Origin of the sequence: [Lactobacillus] rogosae (assembly GCA_900112995.1) — a bacterium.
Lineage (GTDB): Bacteria > Bacillota > Clostridia > Lachnospirales > Lachnospiraceae > Lachnospira > Lachnospira rogosae.
On record FONU01000018.1, the window covers coordinates 1 to 19,940 of the forward strand.

At 33.2% G+C, this 19,940-nt stretch carries 24 protein-coding genes and 1 pseudogene; 22 read left to right on the plus strand and 3 right to left on the minus strand.

The window, feature by feature from the left end:
• Positions 1-241: pseudogene (locus tag BM157_RS08740) on the minus strand (hypothetical protein); the annotation flags it as partial.
• 93 nt (positions 242-334) lie between these two features.
• Between BM157_RS08740 and BM157_RS08745 the strand changes: the two are divergent.
• The 17 genes from BM157_RS08745 to BM157_RS08810 all read left to right on the plus strand — a co-directional run bounded on the left by BM157_RS08745 (position 335) and on the right by BM157_RS08810 (position 14,152).
• Positions 335-1,186: a DUF5688 family protein gene (locus BM157_RS08745; RefSeq protein WP_090140742.1), complete on the plus strand. Its 852-nt coding sequence runs from the start codon at positions 335-337 to the stop codon at positions 1,184-1,186.
• A 35-nt stretch (positions 1,187-1,221) separates the two neighbouring features.
• A complete protein-coding gene (locus tag BM157_RS08750; protein WP_090140744.1) occupies positions 1,222-1,560 on the plus strand; it encodes a hypothetical protein in 339 nt (112 codons plus the stop codon).
• A complete protein-coding gene (locus BM157_RS13015) occupies positions 1,561-1,716 on the plus strand; it encodes a hypothetical protein (protein ID WP_318255883.1) in 156 nt (51 codons plus the stop codon).
• A 104-nt stretch (positions 1,717-1,820) separates the two neighbouring features.
• Positions 1,821-1,970: a hypothetical protein gene (locus BM157_RS13020; RefSeq protein ID WP_318255884.1), complete on the plus strand. Its 150-nt coding sequence runs from the start codon at positions 1,821-1,823 to the stop codon at positions 1,968-1,970.
• 342 nt (positions 1,971-2,312) lie between these two features.
• Positions 2,313-2,663 carry a His-Xaa-Ser system protein HxsD gene (gene hxsD / locus BM157_RS08755; RefSeq protein WP_318255885.1) on the plus strand — a complete coding sequence of 117 codons (351 nt, stop codon included), beginning with the start codon at positions 2,313-2,315 and terminating at the stop codon, positions 2,661-2,663.
• Positions 2,656-2,868 carry an HxsD-like protein gene (locus BM157_RS08760; protein ID WP_090140748.1) on the plus strand — a complete coding sequence of 71 codons (213 nt, stop codon included), beginning with the start codon at positions 2,656-2,658 and terminating at the stop codon, positions 2,866-2,868. The genes hxsD and BM157_RS08760 overlap by 8 nt, the downstream gene beginning before the upstream one ends.
• Positions 2,865-3,896 carry an A24 family peptidase gene (locus BM157_RS08765; RefSeq protein WP_090140750.1) on the plus strand — a complete coding sequence of 344 codons (1,032 nt, stop codon included), beginning with the start codon at positions 2,865-2,867 and terminating at the stop codon, positions 3,894-3,896. The genes BM157_RS08760 and BM157_RS08765 overlap by 4 nt, the downstream gene beginning before the upstream one ends.
• Positions 3,881-5,002 carry a His-Xaa-Ser system radical SAM maturase HxsC gene (gene hxsC / locus BM157_RS08770; protein WP_090140751.1) on the plus strand — a complete coding sequence of 374 codons (1,122 nt, stop codon included), beginning with the start codon at positions 3,881-3,883 and terminating at the stop codon, positions 5,000-5,002. Before BM157_RS08765 ends, hxsC begins: the two co-directional genes overlap by 16 nt.
• A complete protein-coding gene (gene hxsB, locus BM157_RS08775) occupies positions 4,999-6,402 on the plus strand; it encodes a His-Xaa-Ser system radical SAM maturase HxsB (protein ID WP_090140752.1) in 1,404 nt (467 codons plus the stop codon). The genes hxsC and hxsB overlap by 4 nt, the downstream gene beginning before the upstream one ends.
• Positions 6,403-6,412: 10 nt before the next feature.
• Complete coding sequence (hxsA3, locus tag BM157_RS08780; RefSeq protein WP_090140754.1) at positions 6,413-7,123, plus strand: His-Xaa-Ser repeat protein HxsA3; 711 nt, start codon at positions 6,413-6,415, stop codon at positions 7,121-7,123.
• A gap of 294 nt (positions 7,124-7,417) precedes the next feature.
• On the plus strand, positions 7,418-7,753 hold the full coding sequence (locus BM157_RS08785) for a nucleoside triphosphate pyrophosphohydrolase family protein (protein ID WP_055176724.1): 336 nt from the start codon (positions 7,418-7,420) through the stop codon (positions 7,751-7,753).
• Positions 7,754-7,848: 95 nt separating this feature from the next.
• A complete protein-coding gene (locus BM157_RS13245; RefSeq protein WP_444292339.1) occupies positions 7,849-8,058 on the plus strand; it encodes a GIY-YIG nuclease family protein in 210 nt (69 codons plus the stop codon).
• 31 nt (positions 8,059-8,089) lie between these two features.
• Entirely contained in the window at positions 8,090-8,950 is an 861-nt protein-coding gene (gene dinD / locus BM157_RS08790; protein WP_055176603.1) for a DNA damage-inducible protein D, read from the plus strand.
• Between the two features lie 537 nt (positions 8,951-9,487).
• Positions 9,488-10,159, plus strand: a complete 672-nt coding sequence (locus tag BM157_RS08795) for a response regulator transcription factor (protein ID WP_055176599.1) — start codon at positions 9,488-9,490, stop codon at positions 10,157-10,159.
• A complete protein-coding gene (locus BM157_RS08800; RefSeq protein ID WP_055176597.1) occupies positions 10,156-11,172 on the plus strand; it encodes a sensor histidine kinase in 1,017 nt (338 codons plus the stop codon). The genes BM157_RS08795 and BM157_RS08800 overlap by 4 nt, the downstream gene beginning before the upstream one ends.
• 189 nt (positions 11,173-11,361) lie before the next feature.
• Positions 11,362-12,129 (plus strand): ABC transporter ATP-binding protein, encoded by a 768-nt coding sequence (locus BM157_RS08805; RefSeq protein ID WP_055176594.1) that lies wholly within the window; start codon positions 11,362-11,364, stop codon positions 12,127-12,129.
• Positions 12,122-14,152, plus strand: a complete 2,031-nt coding sequence (locus BM157_RS08810; RefSeq protein ID WP_055176590.1) for an ABC transporter permease — start codon at positions 12,122-12,124, stop codon at positions 14,150-14,152. Before BM157_RS08805 ends, BM157_RS08810 begins: the two co-directional genes overlap by 8 nt.
• A gap of 153 nt (positions 14,153-14,305) precedes the next feature.
• Here BM157_RS08810 and BM157_RS13025 read toward each other — a convergent pair whose 3' ends face one another.
• A complete protein-coding gene (locus tag BM157_RS13025; protein WP_156333760.1) occupies positions 14,306-14,443 on the minus strand; it encodes a hypothetical protein in 138 nt (45 codons plus the stop codon).
• A gap of 212 nt (positions 14,444-14,655) precedes the next feature.
• On the opposite strand from BM157_RS13025, the gene BM157_RS08815 reads away from it, so the two are divergent.
• The 4 genes from BM157_RS08815 (at position 14,656) to BM157_RS08830 (ending at position 18,122) form a co-directional block, all read left to right on the plus strand.
• The gene (locus BM157_RS08815) at positions 14,656-16,047 is read left to right on the plus strand and encodes an MATE family efflux transporter (protein ID WP_022501366.1); all 1,392 of its coding nucleotides are present in this window, start codon (positions 14,656-14,658) and stop codon (positions 16,045-16,047) included.
• Positions 16,048-16,338: 291 nt separating this feature from the next.
• On the plus strand, positions 16,339-16,779 hold the full coding sequence (locus BM157_RS08820; protein WP_055176584.1) for a MarR family winged helix-turn-helix transcriptional regulator: 441 nt from the start codon (positions 16,339-16,341) through the stop codon (positions 16,777-16,779).
• Between the two features lie 2 nt (positions 16,780-16,781).
• Positions 16,782-17,462: a hypothetical protein gene (locus BM157_RS08825; protein WP_055307216.1), complete on the plus strand. Its 681-nt coding sequence runs from the start codon at positions 16,782-16,784 to the stop codon at positions 17,460-17,462.
• A 111-nt stretch (positions 17,463-17,573) separates the two neighbouring features.
• Entirely contained in the window at positions 17,574-18,122 is a 549-nt protein-coding gene (locus tag BM157_RS08830) for a hypothetical protein (protein ID WP_022501363.1), read from the plus strand.
• A 148-nt stretch (positions 18,123-18,270) separates the two neighbouring features.
• On the opposite strand, the gene BM157_RS08835 is transcribed toward BM157_RS08830, so the two are convergent.
• Positions 18,271-19,353 carry an NAD(P)H-dependent flavin oxidoreductase gene (locus BM157_RS08835; RefSeq protein ID WP_090140756.1) on the minus strand — a complete coding sequence of 361 codons (1,083 nt, stop codon included), beginning with the start codon at positions 19,351-19,353 and terminating at the stop codon, positions 18,271-18,273.
• 244 nt (positions 19,354-19,597) lie between these two features.
• On the opposite strand from BM157_RS08835, the gene BM157_RS13250 reads away from it, so the two are divergent.
• On the plus strand, positions 19,598-19,744 hold the full coding sequence (locus tag BM157_RS13250; protein WP_443973499.1) for a DUF3021 family protein: 147 nt from the start codon (positions 19,598-19,600) through the stop codon (positions 19,742-19,744).
• The last annotated feature ends 196 nt before the right edge of the window (positions 19,745-19,940 follow it).

A 19,940-nucleotide genomic window follows, 5' to 3' on the forward strand; every position in this document is an offset into this window, starting at 1 on the left:
CTGATTTGTTGGATTCTCCGGAAATCACTCTAGCAACAAGTTCCAATTTTTCTTCAGGGGACCATTTTTTATAAGATCCTTTTGGCTTTAGTGCATCGGGCCCTTGAGCATCTTCAAGATGCATCCAATCATTTAAGTAATGGATAAAACGTTCTCTGGAAATACCTTTAGGAATGTCTGGAACAATCCCTTGGCGATACATCTCTACACATTTCCTTTTAAATTCATAACTATATCGCATAAAAATACCCTCCTTACTGGTTTGTCCAGTAAAGAGGGTACATATCAAAAACCTTTCAGTACTTGCTCTTATTTTATTTACAGGAGGTTTGCTATGGATGACAAGATAGGTGCTGTTGTTAGTAAGCTACAGCAAAGACTTGGCGATGATTACGAGGTGAGAATTGTTGATGTAACAAAGAACAATGATACTGTGAAGAAAGGTATTTCTGTCAGGAAGAATGGAGAGAAAATCGGAAGAATATATTACTGGAATGGAGAAGCATTAGAAGCATTCCTTGGTGATGTAGAAAGCAGTCCTCTTCCTGATATAGACTTTGAAATGAGTCTTAAGAAGCAGAAGGACAACATAGTTGCTATTCTAATCAATGCTGAAGCGAATAAGGAACGGCTAAAGGATATGCCACATAGAATGGTAGAAGGTCTGGATCTGGCAGTTGTCTATAAGATAATATTCAAGAAAGATTCAGAGGTAATAACATCATCAGATATCAATAATGGCATGATGGCAATGTTGAGAGTGACAGAAGGAGAATTGTATACCATTGCAATGAAGAATACAAAAGAATACTATGCTCCGGATATAAAATCTATGACAGAAACACTTAATGATATGATGAAAGAGTCTCAGGATATTGTAGAAGATATTCCTGAGACTCTTTTTATATTGTCAAATGAAACAAGACAGTTTGGAGCAATATGTATGCTATATCCAGAAGTCTTAAAGAAGTTCTGTGTGGAAAAGATGATTGATGGAGTATTTGTAATTCCTTCATCAATTCACGAAGTGTTGCTGATGATAGCAGATAAGAATAAGGTTGATGTTGGATATATAAGGCAGATGATTAAAGAGGTTAACTATGAAAATGTGAGCGAGGTTGAAAGATTGTCTGATAGTCCGTATTACTATGATGTTGCAACAGATACATTAAGAATTGCTGAGTGAAAATGTAAAACAATGCTTACAGAACAGGAGGTCATATGTATACATTCAAAAGTGAAAAGGAACTGGAGAATATCATAAGGATTGATAAAAGTATACCTAATAAGGTAATAGAAAATGCCAAGTATCATATAGGACTTGTTGAGGAAAGCTATGAGGATGGAGCCTGTGGCAACTTCTACATACTGACAGATGATAATGGCATAGATAGTGCGGTATATAAAGATTGTCTTGCTAATTGTAACCTGGATGAAGATGAGTATGAGTTTGATGACCTGATATGTATGGACAATAATTATGAGTGGCACGTAAGGGCATATATAGGAACAGAAGCATACTGGGTATTTTTCTATCGTGATTGCAGAAAGGAGCAGTAAATGGAAACTAAGAGAGAACAGATAACAACAGAGGTTGTATTCAATGGAGACAGGACATATGAGATAAAGAGAAGAATAGAAGGGTATAAAGGAGACAAGGCAATACTGATAGGACTTTACCCTACTATTGATGGTGATAACATTACCCAAATATAAGAGCAGATAGTTCTTGATTCAGATGATATGAAAGAGGTCGTTTTTCTGCCATATGAGAAGTATTTATAATAGTAATAAAGCGTAAACAGGAAGTGAGTGATAAGATGTTTGATAATGACAGATATGTAACGAAAGGTATCAATGAGAAAATGCCTTCAGACGCACAGAAAGTGCATAAACATAAGTCAGAATATGAGTTTTTTTCTGTTGATGGCAACTATGTAGAAGGTAAAGTATATGTAATAGATGAATGAGTGTATGCAACAAAGCCTTGAGCAGAAGAATACTAGAGAAAATGGTATTGAAAAGGCAGATTTGGAGATAATAATTCCTATTTACTTTTATTTGTAAGATGTATATTTTTTCATAAGATTAGGAGCACTTGCTAGTGATAGCTATATAGTAGTACAAAAAGAAATGTTATGATTCAATTAATAAAATTATTAGAATTAATACAAGAGTTTGATATAATAAGAAAAAAATTAATGCGAATTAATTTATTAAGTGGTGAAAGGTATAGATATAAGTGAGTATATAAAAGTAATATAGTATAATAAATTGGTGATAAAAATTATAAATAAATGAAAGGAATTAATATGTTTTTCTCAATTAAGAAAGATATTTATGATAAAAAAGTCTTATTAAAGACCTGTTATAAATTCACAGATGAATATTATATTCACTTGGATTCTAATAAGGATGAGTTTGTTATTAGTATACAAAAGAAAGATGGGAAGGCAGATACATCCATAGAAGGTGAATTTAAGAATGAACTTATTGAATTTGCTAATAGAGAGATAGTATTTGAACAAACGAAAAATATTAGAGAACTTCTTTTTGCAAGGTCAATGGCATCTTCAGTTATATATGATGATGAAATACAAACAGATATTAATTTGAATGTCGATGATAACAGTTCAATGAGGGATTGGTTTGATAATGAATGAGTTAAAACTTAGTAAAGAAATATATAATTATGGTCTTGTTAAAATGGCAGTTAAAGAATTTGCTGGAATATCTAATATTGTTGTTAATATTGAAGAAAATTTTTTAAGATGCGTATTTACAAATTGTATTTATGATGTCGAAATTACATTGAAAGAATTTGAAAATTATGTCATTGATTTAAATAATCAAAGAGGATTGATATGACAATGGTAATTAATGTGGTTCTTATAATATTATTTTGTTATATTGCATTAATAAGTTATTACAGTGATAAGAAAAATGGGATAATTCCTAATAAAAATCTTTTAGTCATAGGAATAATAGCTGTTATATTGAAAATTTTAGATTACAAAAATATAGATATAATGATAATACAATTAGTTATAGCATGTATTTGTTCATTATTATTTTATTTATTACATATATGGGCTGGTGGTGATTCTAAGTTATTTATAGTTGAGGCTATATTGACACCTAATATATTATATGTTCAGGATAGAATGGCGATTTTCCAAGTAATAGTTTTTTCATACTCATCGGTATATGTATATTTGATTATAGATAGTATATATGCATATATTCGCAAAAAAGAAACATATAATAAGCTTTCTTTGAAAAATATAAATGTAAAATTCTTTATTATGAATTGGTTATTAGTATTTTTGGCTTCAGCAGATATTCAAAAGCTGTTATATTATTTATTGAGAAAGTTTTATATTGAAAATTACATAATATTTGTTTTTGGAAATATGTTTTTTGTATTGATAATGAAAGAAGTTCTTGTAAAAGTAAGCAGACAATTAAGAAATAGTCTATTGATATTGTTATTGGTTTTATTTATGGTTCTTTCTCTTATATCTCCAATAAATTTTAAAATTGATTTAAAAAACGTAATTATTGTTTTGGTTATAGTTATTCTTCGTGAATGGGCAGATAGGTATAGTTATACACCAATTAAGACTTTAGATATAAAAAAAGGAATGATATTATCTGCATCATCAGTAATGTTATTTTTAAACTCAAACATAAAAGGTCTGCCTATGAAAGTATCAGAAGATATGGCAGCCAGACTGACAGATGAGGAAGTAGATAGTATTAAAAGATGGGCAAGAACAAAGAATGGGAAAGATGAATTAATTATAGTAAAGAAAATTCCATTTGCTTTTTTTATAAATATTGGTTATGCAATATTTATGATAATAGGAGGCTATAAGTTGTGGTTAGGTACATAAGTGAATATAAAAGCAAGTATAGAATATTTATTTTTTCTACTAAAGAAATTTACACAAAGGAATTACTAAATAAACAAAAAAATGTAGGAGAGTTTATAAATAATAAAATTGTATTTTATCCAGATGGAGAGACAGTAAAATTAAGTCCTAAAGAAATAAAAATAATGGATGAATTCTGTGATGGAGATGTTTTAGAAATATCAGAAACAGGTATAATTTACAGATGGTATTCGGTTATAGAAGGAGATGCAGGTATTGCGACAACTCCAAAATGTAATTCTAATTGCATAATGTGCCCTGCAAGTGATGGTGAACGAAGTCATAATACAGGATTATCATTAGAACAGCTAGAAACAGTAATCAAACATATGCCAGAAGATTTATGGTATTTTACAATAACAGGAGGAGAACCAACTTTAATTGGTGAAGATAATTTTATAGAAATATATAGAACAGTAAAAGAACATCTGCCGAATACCAATATATTGCTTTTAACAAATGGTAGGACGTTGGGAAATTATAGTTTTTTTGAAAAGTTTAAAAAGGAAAATATGAAAAATCTTAGAATAGCTATACCTATTCACGGAAGTATAGCATCAAAATATGATTATATAACGCAGGCAAAAGGTGGATTTGAGCAAACAATTAGAGGGTTGACTAATATTATTAATGCTAATATTGAAACAGAAATAAGAATTGTAGTTAGCAAGCTAAATGAGGATGATATACTTGATATTGCCAAGCTCATTGTTGCAAAATTTAAAAGAGTAAGAGTAGTTCATTTTGTAGGACTTGAAATGCGAGGTAATTGTGCTGCTAATGCTGATAAAGTGGTTATATCGTATGAGGAGGCTTTTTCAAAGTCAAAGAAAGCAATTCAATTATTAATGATAAATGGGATTGATGTTGCTTTATATAATTTTCCTTATTGTATGATTGAGAGAGGATATTGGTCATTAGCGAAGAAAAGTATTTCATCATATAAGGCAGAGTATTATGTTGAATGTGATAAATGTAAAATGAAGTCTATGTGTTGTGGGATTTTTACAGCTACAAGAAATTTTTACAAGCCAAGAGTATATCCAATAAAAGGTGATAATGAATGATAGGTTATTTTAATGCTAAAAAACAGAGTGAGGATGAATATTTACTTACAAATGATATGGGATTTTATAAGTATGTAAATTCAGAAACATATGATAAATTATGCAATAATAAAATCGACAAAGAAGATGAAGATTATGAGGATTTGATTGAAAAAGGGTTTATTATTAATATATCAATAGAAGAATATATAAAAAAATATTCTGGATTTATAAGAAGTATGAAATCATATTGTATGGGAGGTACTTCTTTACATATATTTGCAGTTACCAATATGTGCAATCTTGACTGTATTTATTGTCAGGCACATAGTAGAAATTCACATTTGAATGGTAAAATGACAGAGGAAATAGGAAAGCGTGCAATTGATATTGCGATGAATTCCAAGAATGATAACCTGACATTTGAATTTCAAGGTGGCGAGCCGTTGTTAAACTTCAATGTTATAAAAAGTATGATTGAGTATTCAAAGGAAAAAAATAAAATTTTAAATAAACATATTGAATACACAATAGTAACAAATTTGACGTGTCTGAATGATGATATATTACATTTTTTGTTAGATAATAATGTTAGTATATGTACTTCATTAGATGGAACAAGAGAAATTCATAATTATAATAGACCATACAAATTATCAAAAATAGGTAGTTTTGATGATGTTATTGATAAAATAGCATATTTAAAAAGTAAAGGTGTAAATGTTGGGGCTATTCAAACAACTTCTAAAAAAAGTATTCAAAATCCTAAAGAGATAATAGATATGTATTTAAAGATTGGCATAAACCATATTTTTTTAAGACCATTAACTCCATTAGGTATGGCTGATGATTCGTGGAAGAAGGTTGGATATACAGTAGAAGAATATATAAATTTTTATAAAGAAGCATTTCAGTATATAATGGAACTTAATAAAAATGGTACATTTTTTGTTGAAACGCATGCGGCATATTTTTTGTGTAAGATACTTGAAAATTATTCTCAAAATTATATGGAATTACGTTCGCCTTGTGGCGCTACATTAGGACAAATGAGTTATTATTATGATGGCAATATATTTACCTGTGATGAAGGAAGAATGTTATATGAAATGGGAGATAGTTCTTTCTTGCTAGGAAATGTATATAATGATTCATATATGGATATGATTGGTTCCGATATATGTAAAACATTATGTAAGTCCTCTATAATAGAAAGTCTTCCAAAATGTAATAATTGTGTATATCAGCCATACTGTGGAACTTGTCCTGTTGTTAATTATGCCAGCGATAAGGATTTGTTTTCTAAAAATCCAAAGGATTTTAGATGTAAAAGTTACTCAGCAATTATGGATTTATTATTTGAAATAATACATAGAAATGACAAACAGGAAATGGATATATTATATTCGTGGATAAGATGAGGTGATATGGATGGAAGAGAAAAAGTTTCCTAAAATAAGTAAATCTATTCAAGATTTTTTTGAGGATGAAGATGGAAGTATAACAAGAAATAAAGCATTGTTAATGGGTGGAATGATATTAGTGTTAGGGATGCTTTTTAGTGATGAGGTGTATGCTGCACATAGAACTCATTCAACGCATAGGACACATTCGACCCATAGGACTTCTAATAATGCGCATGGAAGTCATTCAACACACGCAACTCATAGCAATACACATTCAAATCATGCAACTCATTCAACACATGATTCACATAGCTCCCATAGTACACATTCAAATCACGCAACACATTCGACAAGTACTGTAGCACCAACAACACAGTCAGCACCAACAGAATCAGCAACAGCAGCACCAACAACTCAGTCAGCAACGATAGAACCAACAACAGCAGCACCAACAACACAGTCAGCAACGATAGAACCAACAACAGCAGCACCAACAACTCAGTCAGCAACGATAGAATCTACAACTATAGCACCAACAACGCAAGCGGTAACAATTGAATCAACAACATCAGCAATGACGGAAGAGGCGGCAATAGATGCTGGAACTTTAAATTCTGCATGTAATGATGTAATAAATACGTTAGTAGGCGGTGGAACATTGGCAGCAGTTGGAGGAGTTTTAGCACACAAAATAAAAAAGAATAAAGATAAAAATAAGGATGATAATAAAAAATAGCACGATTATTTAATTAAAATTTAATATAATAATTTAAAACAGAGCAAGTACTAAGGTGACGAAAACCTTTCAGTACTTGCTCTTATTTTATTTAAAGAATGAAGAAGAATGATACTGAACTGAGAAAATTCATGTCAGGAGAAAGAACAACAACATTGAACAGTTATGTTTACTCCTGTGGCACTTGGTGTCAGGGGGAGAGGAATGATTGAGAATAGGAGTTTTAACTTGGTTGAGTTTTATGTTAAAATGGATAAAACGAATCGAAGTTTGTGCATTATGGAGGATATTAGAATGAAGATTAATGAATATCAGGAATTGGCAATGACTACTTTAAATCCTGAACTAAGTAAAAGAGATGTATTAATAAATAGTGTAATGGGATTATGTGGCGAATCAGGAGAAGCCATTGATATAGTAAAAAAATGGATGGCTCAAGGACATGAATTGGACAAGGAACATTTGGCAAAGGAACTTGGAGATGTAGCTTGGTATTTGGCAGAAGCTGCAACAGCATTAGATATATCGCTTGAAGATATTTTACAAGCAAATATCGATAAATTAAAGATGAGGTATCCAGACGGATTTGAAACGAAAAAATCTTTAGTGCGCCTAAAAGGAGATATATAAACTCAAGTTTATAGATTACATCTCACAGAATATCCGTAAATCACCTGCCTACAACCATATATAATAAATTTGATATAAAAAACAGAGCAACAGGTATAGTTTTTCCATTTTCATCTAGAAAGGTTTTTAGAGTTTATGATGCATCATATTCTGAAAAATTGGTTTATAAAGAATTATCACAGTATCGAATAAGGAACGATAGAGAATTTTTTTTATTATCATATTCAAAAGCATGTGAAATGATAGAGAAAATTTTAATAGACAATAATATGATGTATTATAAGTATGACAATAAAGAAAAGTAGTAATTTGAGTATTAGTTTATAGGAGTTTTATATGAGTGATTTAAAAGCAATAGAGTATAAAAGATTTGAAGATATAAAGCATATTAATGAGAATGGTAGTGAATATTGGAGTGCGAGAGAATTAGCCGTTGCTTTAGATTATGTTCAGTGGCGAAATTTTGAAAAAGTAATAAAACGTGCAATGATTGCATGTGAAAATAGTGGACATAATGTTATGGACGATTTTGCTGAGGTCAGCAAAATCGTGGAAGCTGGTGCAACACACAAATCTACAAGGGATTATGAATTATCAAGATATGCTTGCTATTTAATAGTTCAAAATGGTGATCCGAGAAAAGAGGTCATTGCTTTAGGACAAACATATTTTGCAATTCAGACATATAGACAAGAAGTAGCTGATCATTTCAATGAATTGGATGAGGATAATAGAAGGTTGGTGGTGAGAGGGGATATAAAGCAATGGAATCAGATGTTAGCAGAAACTGCTCATAATGCAGGTGTTATTACAAATGAAGAGTTTGCTATTTTTCAAAATGCGGGTTATATGGGACTTTATGGAGGTCTTGATGTGGATGATATTCATACGAGAAAACAATTGGAAGTGGGGCAGAAAATTCTTGATTATATGGGAAGTACAGAGTTAATTGCCAATTTGTTTAGAATATCACAAACAGAAGAAAAATTAAGAAAAGATAAAGTGCAAGGTGCTGAAAAAGCAACATCGGTTCATTATAATGTTGGCAAAGAAGTAAGAAACGCAATAGAAAAAATAGGTGGAACTATGCCAGAAGATTTACCAACACCAGAAAAAAGTATTCAACAAATTGAAAAGGAACAAATGGAAAGATTGCGTAACAAAGCCCAAAATGGGAAACTTATGTTGGACGAATAGATTAAAAGATATTTATATTTGAAATAAAACTATGGATTTTTCAGGTGCTAGTTTAGAGTCGAGTGTTCATTAACTCAGTTGATATATGTGTTGTGTAAGAATATTTGTTTGTATATGATGCTTGAAATCACGTAAGAATAATTAAAAAAGTTTTGGGCACTTTTCCGGCACTTATTTCATCACTAATCATTACATAAAAATCATTACACAGGCTATCGGATCCTACTGGACTAGTGCCATAAAGGAGACCTAAGAAAGTCAGTGTTTAAGCGGTCTCACGGCTTCGAACCCCGGTGGGCTCATTGTCAAGGGAATGGTTGAAGACCATTCCCTTTTTTCTTTTCGTGTCCGGTGACTAGGAGGGGAACGGGTGTCTTGTGAAGAAATTCATTCTTCATTATTTCCAAGTGGTGTTAATGAAAAAAGTGAAAAATATCAAAATATTTACATTATTTACAATAAACAGGGAAAAGGGTATTATTATCAAAGAAATTTAGTGAATTGACCAGAATTTATCAGGCGGAAATGGAGAAGAAAATGTATAAGGTGTTAATAGTAGAGGATGAAAAGGTAATTGCAGATACACTTGCGGCTCATCTTAACAAGTGGGGATATGAGGCGGTATGTGTTACTGATTTTCAGAATGTGTTAGAGGAGTTTGAAAGAGAAAAGCCCCATATTGTTCTTATGGATATAGGGTTGCCCTTTTTTAATGGGTATCACTGGTGTACCCAGATTAGAGCTCAGTCTAAGGTGCCTGTTATATTTCTATCTTCAATGTCGGACAATATGAATATTGTTATGGCCATTAATATGGGCGGTGACGATTTTATTACGAAGCCCTATGACCTTAATGTGGTTGTGGCAAAGGTGCAGGCACTTCTTAGAAGAACCTATGATTTTACTGACAATACAAGCACAATTGAGCATAATGGCGGGGTGTTGAATTTAAATGACCAGACATTTATGTATAATAATAATAAGGTTGAACTTACTAAGAATGAATACAGGATATTGCAGTGTCTTCTTGAAAATGTAGGTAAGGTTGTAAGCCGTGACAGTATTATGGAAAAACTCTGGGAGGATGAAGCATTTGTTGATGATAATACACTTACTGTCAATGTTACCAGACTTAGAAGAAAGCTTGAGGATGCAGGGGTCAGCGATTATATTAGAACAAAAAAAGGAGTGGGATATATTATTTCATGAAAAATGTGGTGTTATATCTAAAAAGCAGAATAAAGGTTATAGTGATGCTTGTGGTAATTGCGATTGTGCAGTTTGTAGTGTTTTATCTTTATTCGGTGCCAGTGGCACCTGTTATATATTCATTGGAATTGCTGTCCTTTATGCTGGCTGTGGCAGTTGTTTTTGATTATATGGCATTTTACAGAAGGCATAAGGCGCTTAAGCACAGCCTTTTGTGTGATGAGATTTTTCAGGTTGAATTATATGATACTTCTGATGCAATAGAGGATGATTATCAGCAGCTTCTTACAAAGGTGCTTACGCAGAAGTATCAGGCTAATGAGCTTAGAGAGAAATCGATGGCAGACCTAAGAGATTACTATGCTATCTGGGCACATCAGATTAAGACACCTATATCGGCAATAGATGTACTGCTTCAGGCAGAGAATGAACCGGATAAAATTGACTTAAAGGAGCTTAAAAGGCAGCTTTTTAATATTGATTTCTACGTGGATGCTGTTATGAATTACCTAAGGCTTGAGGATATGTCCTCTGATTATGTATTTGAGGACTGTCAGGTTGAAAAAATTGTGCGAAAGGCAGTTAAAAAATTCGCGGCACAGTTCATAGGTAAGAAGATATCAATTGAGCTTAACAACCTTGATACAAATGTAAAAACAGATGAGAAGTGGCTTGGCTTTATAATAGAGCAGCTTATTTCCAATGCGGTTAAATACACCAGAAATGGCGGAAAAATCAGCATATATATGAAGGAAACCTTCAATAGTGCTGATAGAATTCTGGTTATTGAGGATAACGGAATAGGGATTACTAAGGAAGATATTCCAAGAATCTTTGAGCGAGGATACACGGGCTACAATGGAAGAATGAGTAAAAAATCATCGGGAATCGGTCTGTACCTTTGCAGGAAAGCAGCAGATAAGCTGGGGATTTCTATTGCAATAGAGTCAAAACTGGATAAGGGAACTAAGGTGCTTCTGGATATGACGCAGAAGTATATCTCACATGAGTAAGTTTAATAGATTCTTGTAAGATGATTTTTAATATAATACGTTGTGCAAGCTATACAATTTACGTTATTAAATATTTATCTTACAAAAATGTAAGAAAAACGTAAGCTGCTTAAATGGCAGGGAATGCAAACTCTGCGTATACTTGGCATTGTAAGAAATGTTAGATGTTTGAAACACAAGGAGGATTGTATGGCATTATTAGATGTAAGAAATTTGAAAAAGGTATACACAACAAGGTTAGGTTCTAATCAGGTTCAGGCGCTTTCTAACGTGAATTTCAGCGTTGAGCAGGGCGAGTATGTGGCTATTATGGGAGAGTCTGGTTCAGGAAAGACTACGCTTCTTAATATACTGGCGTCGCTCGACAGGCCTACAGGTGGTGAGGTTATTCTTAATGGCAAGAATACAGTGGATATTAAAGAAAAGGAATTATCAGCATTTAGAAGAAAGAACCTTGGCTTTGTATTCCAGGATTTTAATTTGTTAGATACATTTTCACTGCAGGACAATATATTCCTTCCGCTGGTGTTGTCAGGGGAGAAGTATGATAGCATGCAAGAGAAGCTTAAGCCAATTGCAAAGGAGCTGGGAATTGAGTCTATATTAGGAAAGTTCCCATATGAGGTGTCAGGTGGACAGAAGCAGAGGGCAGCGGTTGCGAGAGCTCTTATTACTAACCCTCAGATTATTCTGGCAGATGAGCCCACAGGAGCGCTGGATTCAAAGTCTACAGACCAGCTTTTAGAGCTGTTTAGCAAGATTAACGGACGTGGTCAGACAATACTTATGGTAACTCATAGCACTAAGGCTGCAAGCAAGGCGGGCAGAGTGTTATTTATCAAGGATGGAGAGGTGTTCCATCAGATATACAAGGCATCAATGACAGACGAGGAAATGTACACTAAGATTTCTGATACACTGACTGTTTTGGCAACAGGAGGTGAGAGCCTTGAGTAAAGCATTTTATCCTAAAATGGCGCTGTCTAATATAAATAAGAACAGACAGACTTATTTTCCATACATTATAACCTGCATCCTTACTATTATGATGTATTTTATGATGGGCTCAATACTTCATAATGAGAATGTAAGAAATATGAATCACGGTGATATGGTTATTGTGCTCCTGAATATTGGTATGTGGGTTACGATGATTTTCGCAGTTGTATTTCTTTTTTATACCAACAGCTTCTTAATTAAGAGAAGACAAAAGGAAATTGGACTTTATAACATTCTTGGAATGGAAAAAAGGCATATTGCAAAGATGATGTTTTATGAGACATTATTTACAGCAGTGGTAAGTATAGGCATTGGAATGCTTATGGGTATGCTATTTGGAAAGCTGATGTTTCTTTTACTGATTAAGCTTATTGGCTCTAGCGAAATTCCGGCGTTTCAGATTCCAAGTGAAGCAGTAGTTAATACTCTTGTCACAATGGCATTAGTATTTTTTGCAATTTTACTTTATAACCTGGCAAGAATTCATCTTACGAAGCCGATTGAACTTATTCACGGTGGACAGATTGGTGAAAAGGAGCCAAAGACAAAGATACTTCTTACAATAATTGGCGTTCTTACTATGGGCGCAGGCTACACATTTGCACTGACAGCAAAAACCCCATTTCAGGCTATGAATAATTTCCTTGTTGCGGTTATTCTTGTTATTGTGGGCACCTATTGTCTGTTTACAGCAGGAAGCATTGCATTTATTAAGCTTCTTAGAAAAAACAAAAAGTTTTATTACCAGACAAAGCATTTTACAAGTGTATCTGGAATGCTTTACAGAATGAAGCAAAATGCAGTTGGGCTGGCCAATATATGTATTCTTTCAACTATGGTTTTAATCAGCGTATCAACTACGGTGTCTATGTATCTTGGTATGGAGGATACACTGAATACGGCTTGCCCTAATGAGATTAACCTGAGTGCTTCATTCTACGGCGAGAAGGATACTGATATGGTTGAAAATGTTGTTGATGAGATGGCAAAAAAATATGGTGCAACCACATCTAATTACTCAGGTGTTTCTTCTATTACATTATTTTGCAATGCTAGTAGTGAGAGCGGTGAGTTTCAGGTGTTAAAGCAATCTAATATGTCAGGTGCGTATATGGATAATCTGTCGGGTTGTTTGTGTATGACGGTTGATGATTTTAATAAGTTGGAGAAGAGTAACTATAAGCTTAATGAAGGTCAGGTTATTGTTTATAAAAATAATGGCTATAAAGCTGCTAATGTAAGGCTGTCAATCGATGATGAAACAAGTACATTTAAGGTGGCAAAGGTTATTACAAAGTTAGAAAATGCACATCTTGGAATTGAAAATACTGAACAGCTTGTCCCTTGTTATGTATTCATAGTAGACAGTGAGAAGACTTTGGAGAAAATCGTTGATGCAATGCAGAGTGGTAACGTGGTTGAGAAAAGAAAAGCTGCAACCTACGATTATGTAGTTCAGTTTGATACTAATCTTACAAAAGAACAGAGTATTGCAATGAGTAGAGAACTGGATGCCCTTGACCTTGAAGGGGTTAGGATAGTTTCAGACAACAGATATGAGATGGCTGAGGAATTTCATCAGATGTATGGAGGCTTCCTGTTTATAGGAATGTTTGTAGGTTCATTATTCTTAATGGCAACTGTACTCATAATCTATTACAAGCAGATATCAGAAGGCTATGAAGATAAGGCAAGATTTGAAATCATGCAGAAGGTTGGCATGAGCAGAGCAGAAGTTAAAAAGACAATAAGAAGCCAGGTGCTTATGGTATTCTTTATTCCTCTTATAATGGCAGCAATTCATATTGTTGTATCATTTAGAATTATTAAGATGATTCTTTCAATGCTTAATCTTGGAAATGTAAATCTGTTTATGTGGTGTACTCTTGGAACGGTTCTTGTGTTCTGTGTAATATATGCTATCGTATTCGCCATTACAGAAAGGGCATATTACAAGATTGTCAGCATAGGTAATAAATAAAGACTTATGTGGTGTTAGAAATATAAATTGTCAAATTGTTTGAAAAAAATTTGAAAAACCTTAATTTCCAGCCCGAGATAGCCCTAAAGGCATCTCAGGCTGGAAATTTACATGTTATTGGCACCTTGAATCTGTGCTTCCGTCATACATATATCATGTTCTTTCGCAAATCAACGTCTTTTTCTTCTGGCTGTTCTTAAATAATAATTCCCGTACAGACATCATAACTTCATGATAGAGAAGAATAATTATATCGCCATACCTGACTGCAAAATAGTATTCCGTTAACATTTGGTCACACCTCTTCAGATTTACTGTGCAGGTACTGCATGATTTCTTCATAACTTCGTCCGCTCTGTGCTATATGCATAAATACTGGGATTGTTTGAAAGTGAGTTAGACACTTTTTCTGTACTCTATGCCATAAATCGCTAGAAAATGTAATTCAATTACAGTATTATTATAAACAACAGATACAGACAGATTCAGGAATGGAGATTACCATGGCAGATTCACAAAAAGGGAAGATTGATATGACCACAGGTCATATAATGAAAAATATTATACTGTTTGCGATACCGATTATTATTGGAAATGTTTTGCAGCAGTTATATACTACGGTTGATGCACTTGTAATAGGCAAATATTGTGGAGATACATCTTTAGCTGCGGTAGGAACGAGTTCACAGCCGGTTGAAGTATTATTATGTGTTTTTTTAGGAATAGGAACAGGTGTGTCTATTCTTATTTCACAATATACCGGAGCAAGGGAATCGGGAAAGGTTGTTTCAGTATGTGGAACTTCAATAACACTTATATATATTGTAGGTATTCCGATTGGAATTCTTGGATGGTTTGCAGCACCATATATTCTGGAATTCATGAAAGTGCCGCAGGATGTGTGGAATGCCGCATTAATATATACGAGGGTTGTGTTCTTAGGTACACTTGGTAATCTGGGTTATAATATGAATGCTGGTATTTTAAGAGGACTTGGAGACAGCAAGGCTTCATTATGGTTTCTGGTTGTGTCCTGTGTTTCTAATATAGTATTTGATTTATTGTTTGTTGCAGGGTTTGGAATGGATGTAGCCGGAGCAGCACTTTCTACAAGTATTGCTATGTTCATTTCATGGATTGTAAGTATTGTTTATATAAGAAAGAAGTTTCCGGAGATACAGTTTACATATTTGCCTAGAAGATTTTCTGGAACAATGATGAAAGCTATTCTGGCTATTGGTTTGCCCGTTGGACTTAACAATTCTCTTTATTCATTAGGACATGTTGCATTACAGACATTTAATAACTCGCAGGGTGCTATATTTATGGCTGGAGGTGCAGTAGCAGGAAGAATTACAGGATGCGCTAACATAGCAATTACAGGATTATCTTCGGCGGCCACTACATTTTCAGGACAGAATTATGGTGCTAAGAAATATTCAAGAATTAAAGAGGGACACTGGAGAATTCCATTGTGTTCAGGTCTGATTACATTAAGTTTTGGATTGCTTTTTATAATGATACATAAACCTATAATCCGTTTCTTCTCGTCAGATGAAATGGTATTGATGTATGCTAGCAGACATGTTGTTGTCATGTTACTTTCACAGTGGTTTTATGCTATCTTTAACTGTATAATATCTATTGTAAACGGAACTGGAAAGGTGCGTTATACTACAATTGTCAACATTCTTATGCTTTGGGCAGTCAGAATTCCAAGTGCCTATATTATTAGCAGATACTTTGATGGAACATGGGTAATGTTGTGCTTCCCAATCTCTTTCAGCTTTGGAATGTTTGCAATGATAGGTTATTATCTGTTCTCACCGGCATGGAAGGAAGTTATGAGAATGGCGGAAAAGAAACAAAATGAAGGTGAGAAGAATCTGGCGTAAGTAATATTGCAGGCTTGCGAAAAGAGTGCAATAAGATTGATAAAAAATTAAAGAACAGCAAATCATCAACATACAACTATATATAATAACTTTGATATAAAGAAGCAGAGCAAGTGCTAAGGCAACGAAAACCTTTCAGTACTTGCTCTTATTTTATCACTAATGCTTACATAAAAATCATTACACAAAATAGAGTAAAGATTTTGTGAGTTGAATAAGAAAAAATGATTGACATAACAGAATAATCTGTCTATAATCGTTCTAAAAAGAACGATAGTAAAGGAGGTCAGGATGTATTTCTGGGATAAGCATAAAACAATCACAAGCTATTATGAATTACTTTCAGGAGAAGTGTGCGACAGGTATGAATTAACGCAGATGGAATATGATATACTTATGTTTCTTCATAATAATCCACAGCATAATACAGCAGCAGACATAGTAAAGATTAGAAAATCAACAAAATCCCACGTTTCAACATCACTAAAGAATCTTGAAAATAAAGGTCTTGTTGAACGAATACAAAGTAAGGATAATAAAAAGCATATTGAGATTGTTTTATTAGATAAGGCGGAGGTAATTGTAAAAGCAGGAATAAACGCACAGAAACAGTTTGCTAAGGATGTTTTAAGTGGCTTAACAGAAGAAGAAAAGCATATGTGTATAGATGTGTTTGATAAGATCTGCAATAATGCAGAAAAATATTTAAAAGAGTATAGGGAGCAGAACTAGTAATGAAGCAGAACAATTATAAACCACAGCTTCCAGATGTTATGGAAGCAATATTTGATGCAGCATATCTTATATTTGATCTTGTTGCTGCAATATTATTTTTTATATATTCAAATGGGGATATGTTATTTATTCTTTATGGAATATTAACATTAACACTTTGCGGAGGAGATGCATTTCATCTTGTGCCAAGAATTATCAGAGCAGTATGTGGAAGTAGTGATAAGATAAAGAAACAGCTAGGAATTGGATTGCAGATATCTTCTATTACAATGACAGCTTTTTATATTATTTTGATGTATATCTGGAAATTTACATTTCCAGGGTTTACAATACCAGTAATAATTGAGGTTATAATATGGATATCAGCAATTGTTAGAATTGTAATATGTATGTTCCCACAGAATAATTGGTGTACAGATGAGGGAAATATGAAATTATCCGTTATCAGAAATTCAGTCTTTGCAGTTACAGGTATAGGAGTAATTATTCTATATTTGATTTCAGGAAATGCTTATGGATATCATCTGACAAGGATGGTAGCAGCAATTATTATTTCATTTGGATGCTATATACCAGTAACCTTATTCAGCAAAACTAAACCAAAGGTTGGACTTTTAATGATTCCGAAAACTTGTGCATATATGTGGATTATAGCTATGGGACTTAAGCTTTTGTTTTAGAATTATGTGGAGCAGCTCTGAGGCATCACTAAGCGGTAGAATTTACGTTCATTGTTCATATTATTACAATTATAAATATAACAAAATATTATCATATGGAGGCATAACATTATGATGGAAATTAAAAAGTTTGTAGAGCTTATGACTGGAGAATTTGATAACAAAGAACAGTTTATGGAAATGAAGGAGGCTGGTAAAAGCTTTCCGTATGCACAACATATAAACACAGTCTGCAATGATAAAATAAAAAATATTCCAGAGGATTTTAACGGAATATTTGTTGTAGAGGAAAGTTATTATGAAACAGATGGAAAACGTCATGCGTCACCACATTTATTTCTGATTACAGATAGTAACGCTGGAGTTATACTTTCTTCTTATGAAATTCCTGCAGGAGAAGACAAGAATACATTTTCTTATAACTCAATGAAGAGTGTAGATTATAGTGAACTTAAAAAATCTGAGAAGTTTACGCCAGCATTATATAAGGAAAATAATGGAAGCTGGGAGGGAGGAAGCGTAAGCCAGTTTACACCAGTTATGATATTCAGATTATGGGAGCGTTTTTCAGAAGCTTGTCTTGAGGTATCAGAAAGCATGGAGGTGAATGGAAAGAGAACCTTCGGATATGATGTTCCTATTATTTATAAGAGAGTATAGAACAATTGGACTGCCAGCCGGATTATCCTGCTGGCAATTAACTGGCAGTGGTGCAAGGTAGTGTAGAGTTATATAATAAGCATATTATTTTATATTAAGTGTACTACATATGAAACTAAAGCTTGGGTGCTTTCTGTTTCATATGTAGTTATTCTGTAAGTTCCTTCATAAGTGAGTTTACAGTTGTAATTTCATTTATCCGGCCAACATTGTCACCACAGAAGATTAAGCCATTATCCACATCTCCCTTTACAGCATTTATAAGAGCTTTTGTAATACAATATGGAACCTTTGCAGGGTTACATTTTTCAAGACAATTGTAGCATTTGGAAATAGGAATTCTTGAATTGTCAAGTCGTTTGATAAATGCATTACGAAGTGCTCTTCCAGGCATTCCGACAGGACTTTGGATAATCTGAACATCTTCTTGTCTGGCATTGATATAAGCCTGTTTATAAGCAGGTGATGCATCACATTCTTTAGTAGCAACGAATCTGCTTGCTATCTGCACTCCATCAGCTCCAAGATTAATTGCATGAATAATATCCTGTTTATCGAATATTCCACCTGCAACAATAACAGGTATTTTTTTGGAGTATTTATCTTCATATTCTTTTTTACATTCTATAATATTAGTTATTTCATTATCGAAATCAAGTGAAGCTGTATTGTTCAGCTGTTCATTAGAAAATCCGAGGTGTCCGCCAGCCTTTGGTCCTTCTATTACGATAAAATCAGCGGTTCGGTCATACTTATGTGACCACATTTTTAATATAAGCTGTGCAGCTCTTTTTGATGATATGATAGGAGCTATCTTAGTCTGACAGGCTTTGTCTACAAGTGCTGGTAAATCTATCGGAAGACCAGCACCGCTGATAATTATATCGGCACCTGCTGCAACAGCTGCTTTTACATGTTCTTTATAATGTTTAAGTGCAACCATAATATTTACGCCAACAAGTCCATTACCACCGGCAATTTCTTTAGCTTTACGGATATGTTTCTTTATTGCTGCTAAATTGCAGCCGGCCTGATCATATTCAAATGCATCATCATCATAACCAATCTGGGCAGTTGAAATAATTCCGACTCCCCCCTCCTTTGCTACTGCACCTGCAAGACCGCTTAAGCTGACACCAACACCCATGCCACCTTGAATAATTGGAATTCTTGCTGTTTTATTACCAATATGTAATTCGGGAAGCTTATATTTATTTGTACTAAGATTCATATTAAACCAATCCTCATTTCTATGTATATATTGTTGGAGTATACAAGAATTATTAAACCATTATCACAATGTTTTGATACTCAAACTATTGTGATAATAATACATCGTGGCAGAGATGTCAAGATTTTATTATTAACAATACTTCTTGATATAGTATTTAAAACTATGAAGATTAATAAAATTCACTATAAAGTATCAAAAATACCATTCAACTCCAAAATCCAACCGAATACCGAAGGGTTATATATATCTTTCAAATGGCTGGATTACGGTAGATAAAATACTCACATTTACGATTATTTTTGTTGCTATTTTTGTTATAATATGGTTATGTATCTATATACCAATAAGAATTAAAATAGCCAGGATTAATAAAATATTTAGTAAGTAATGTATACACAGATATAAAATGCCTGGCACATAATAGAAGAAAGGAAGCCTGTTACAATTACATTATTATAATATATTTAGATATGTTGGATATATTAGATATGCGGATATATTGATATGTTGTATACATTAAAAGTGTTAGATATATTTGCTCGATTATATTAGTGATAATTAATAAGACAGGCTGTATAAAAGAC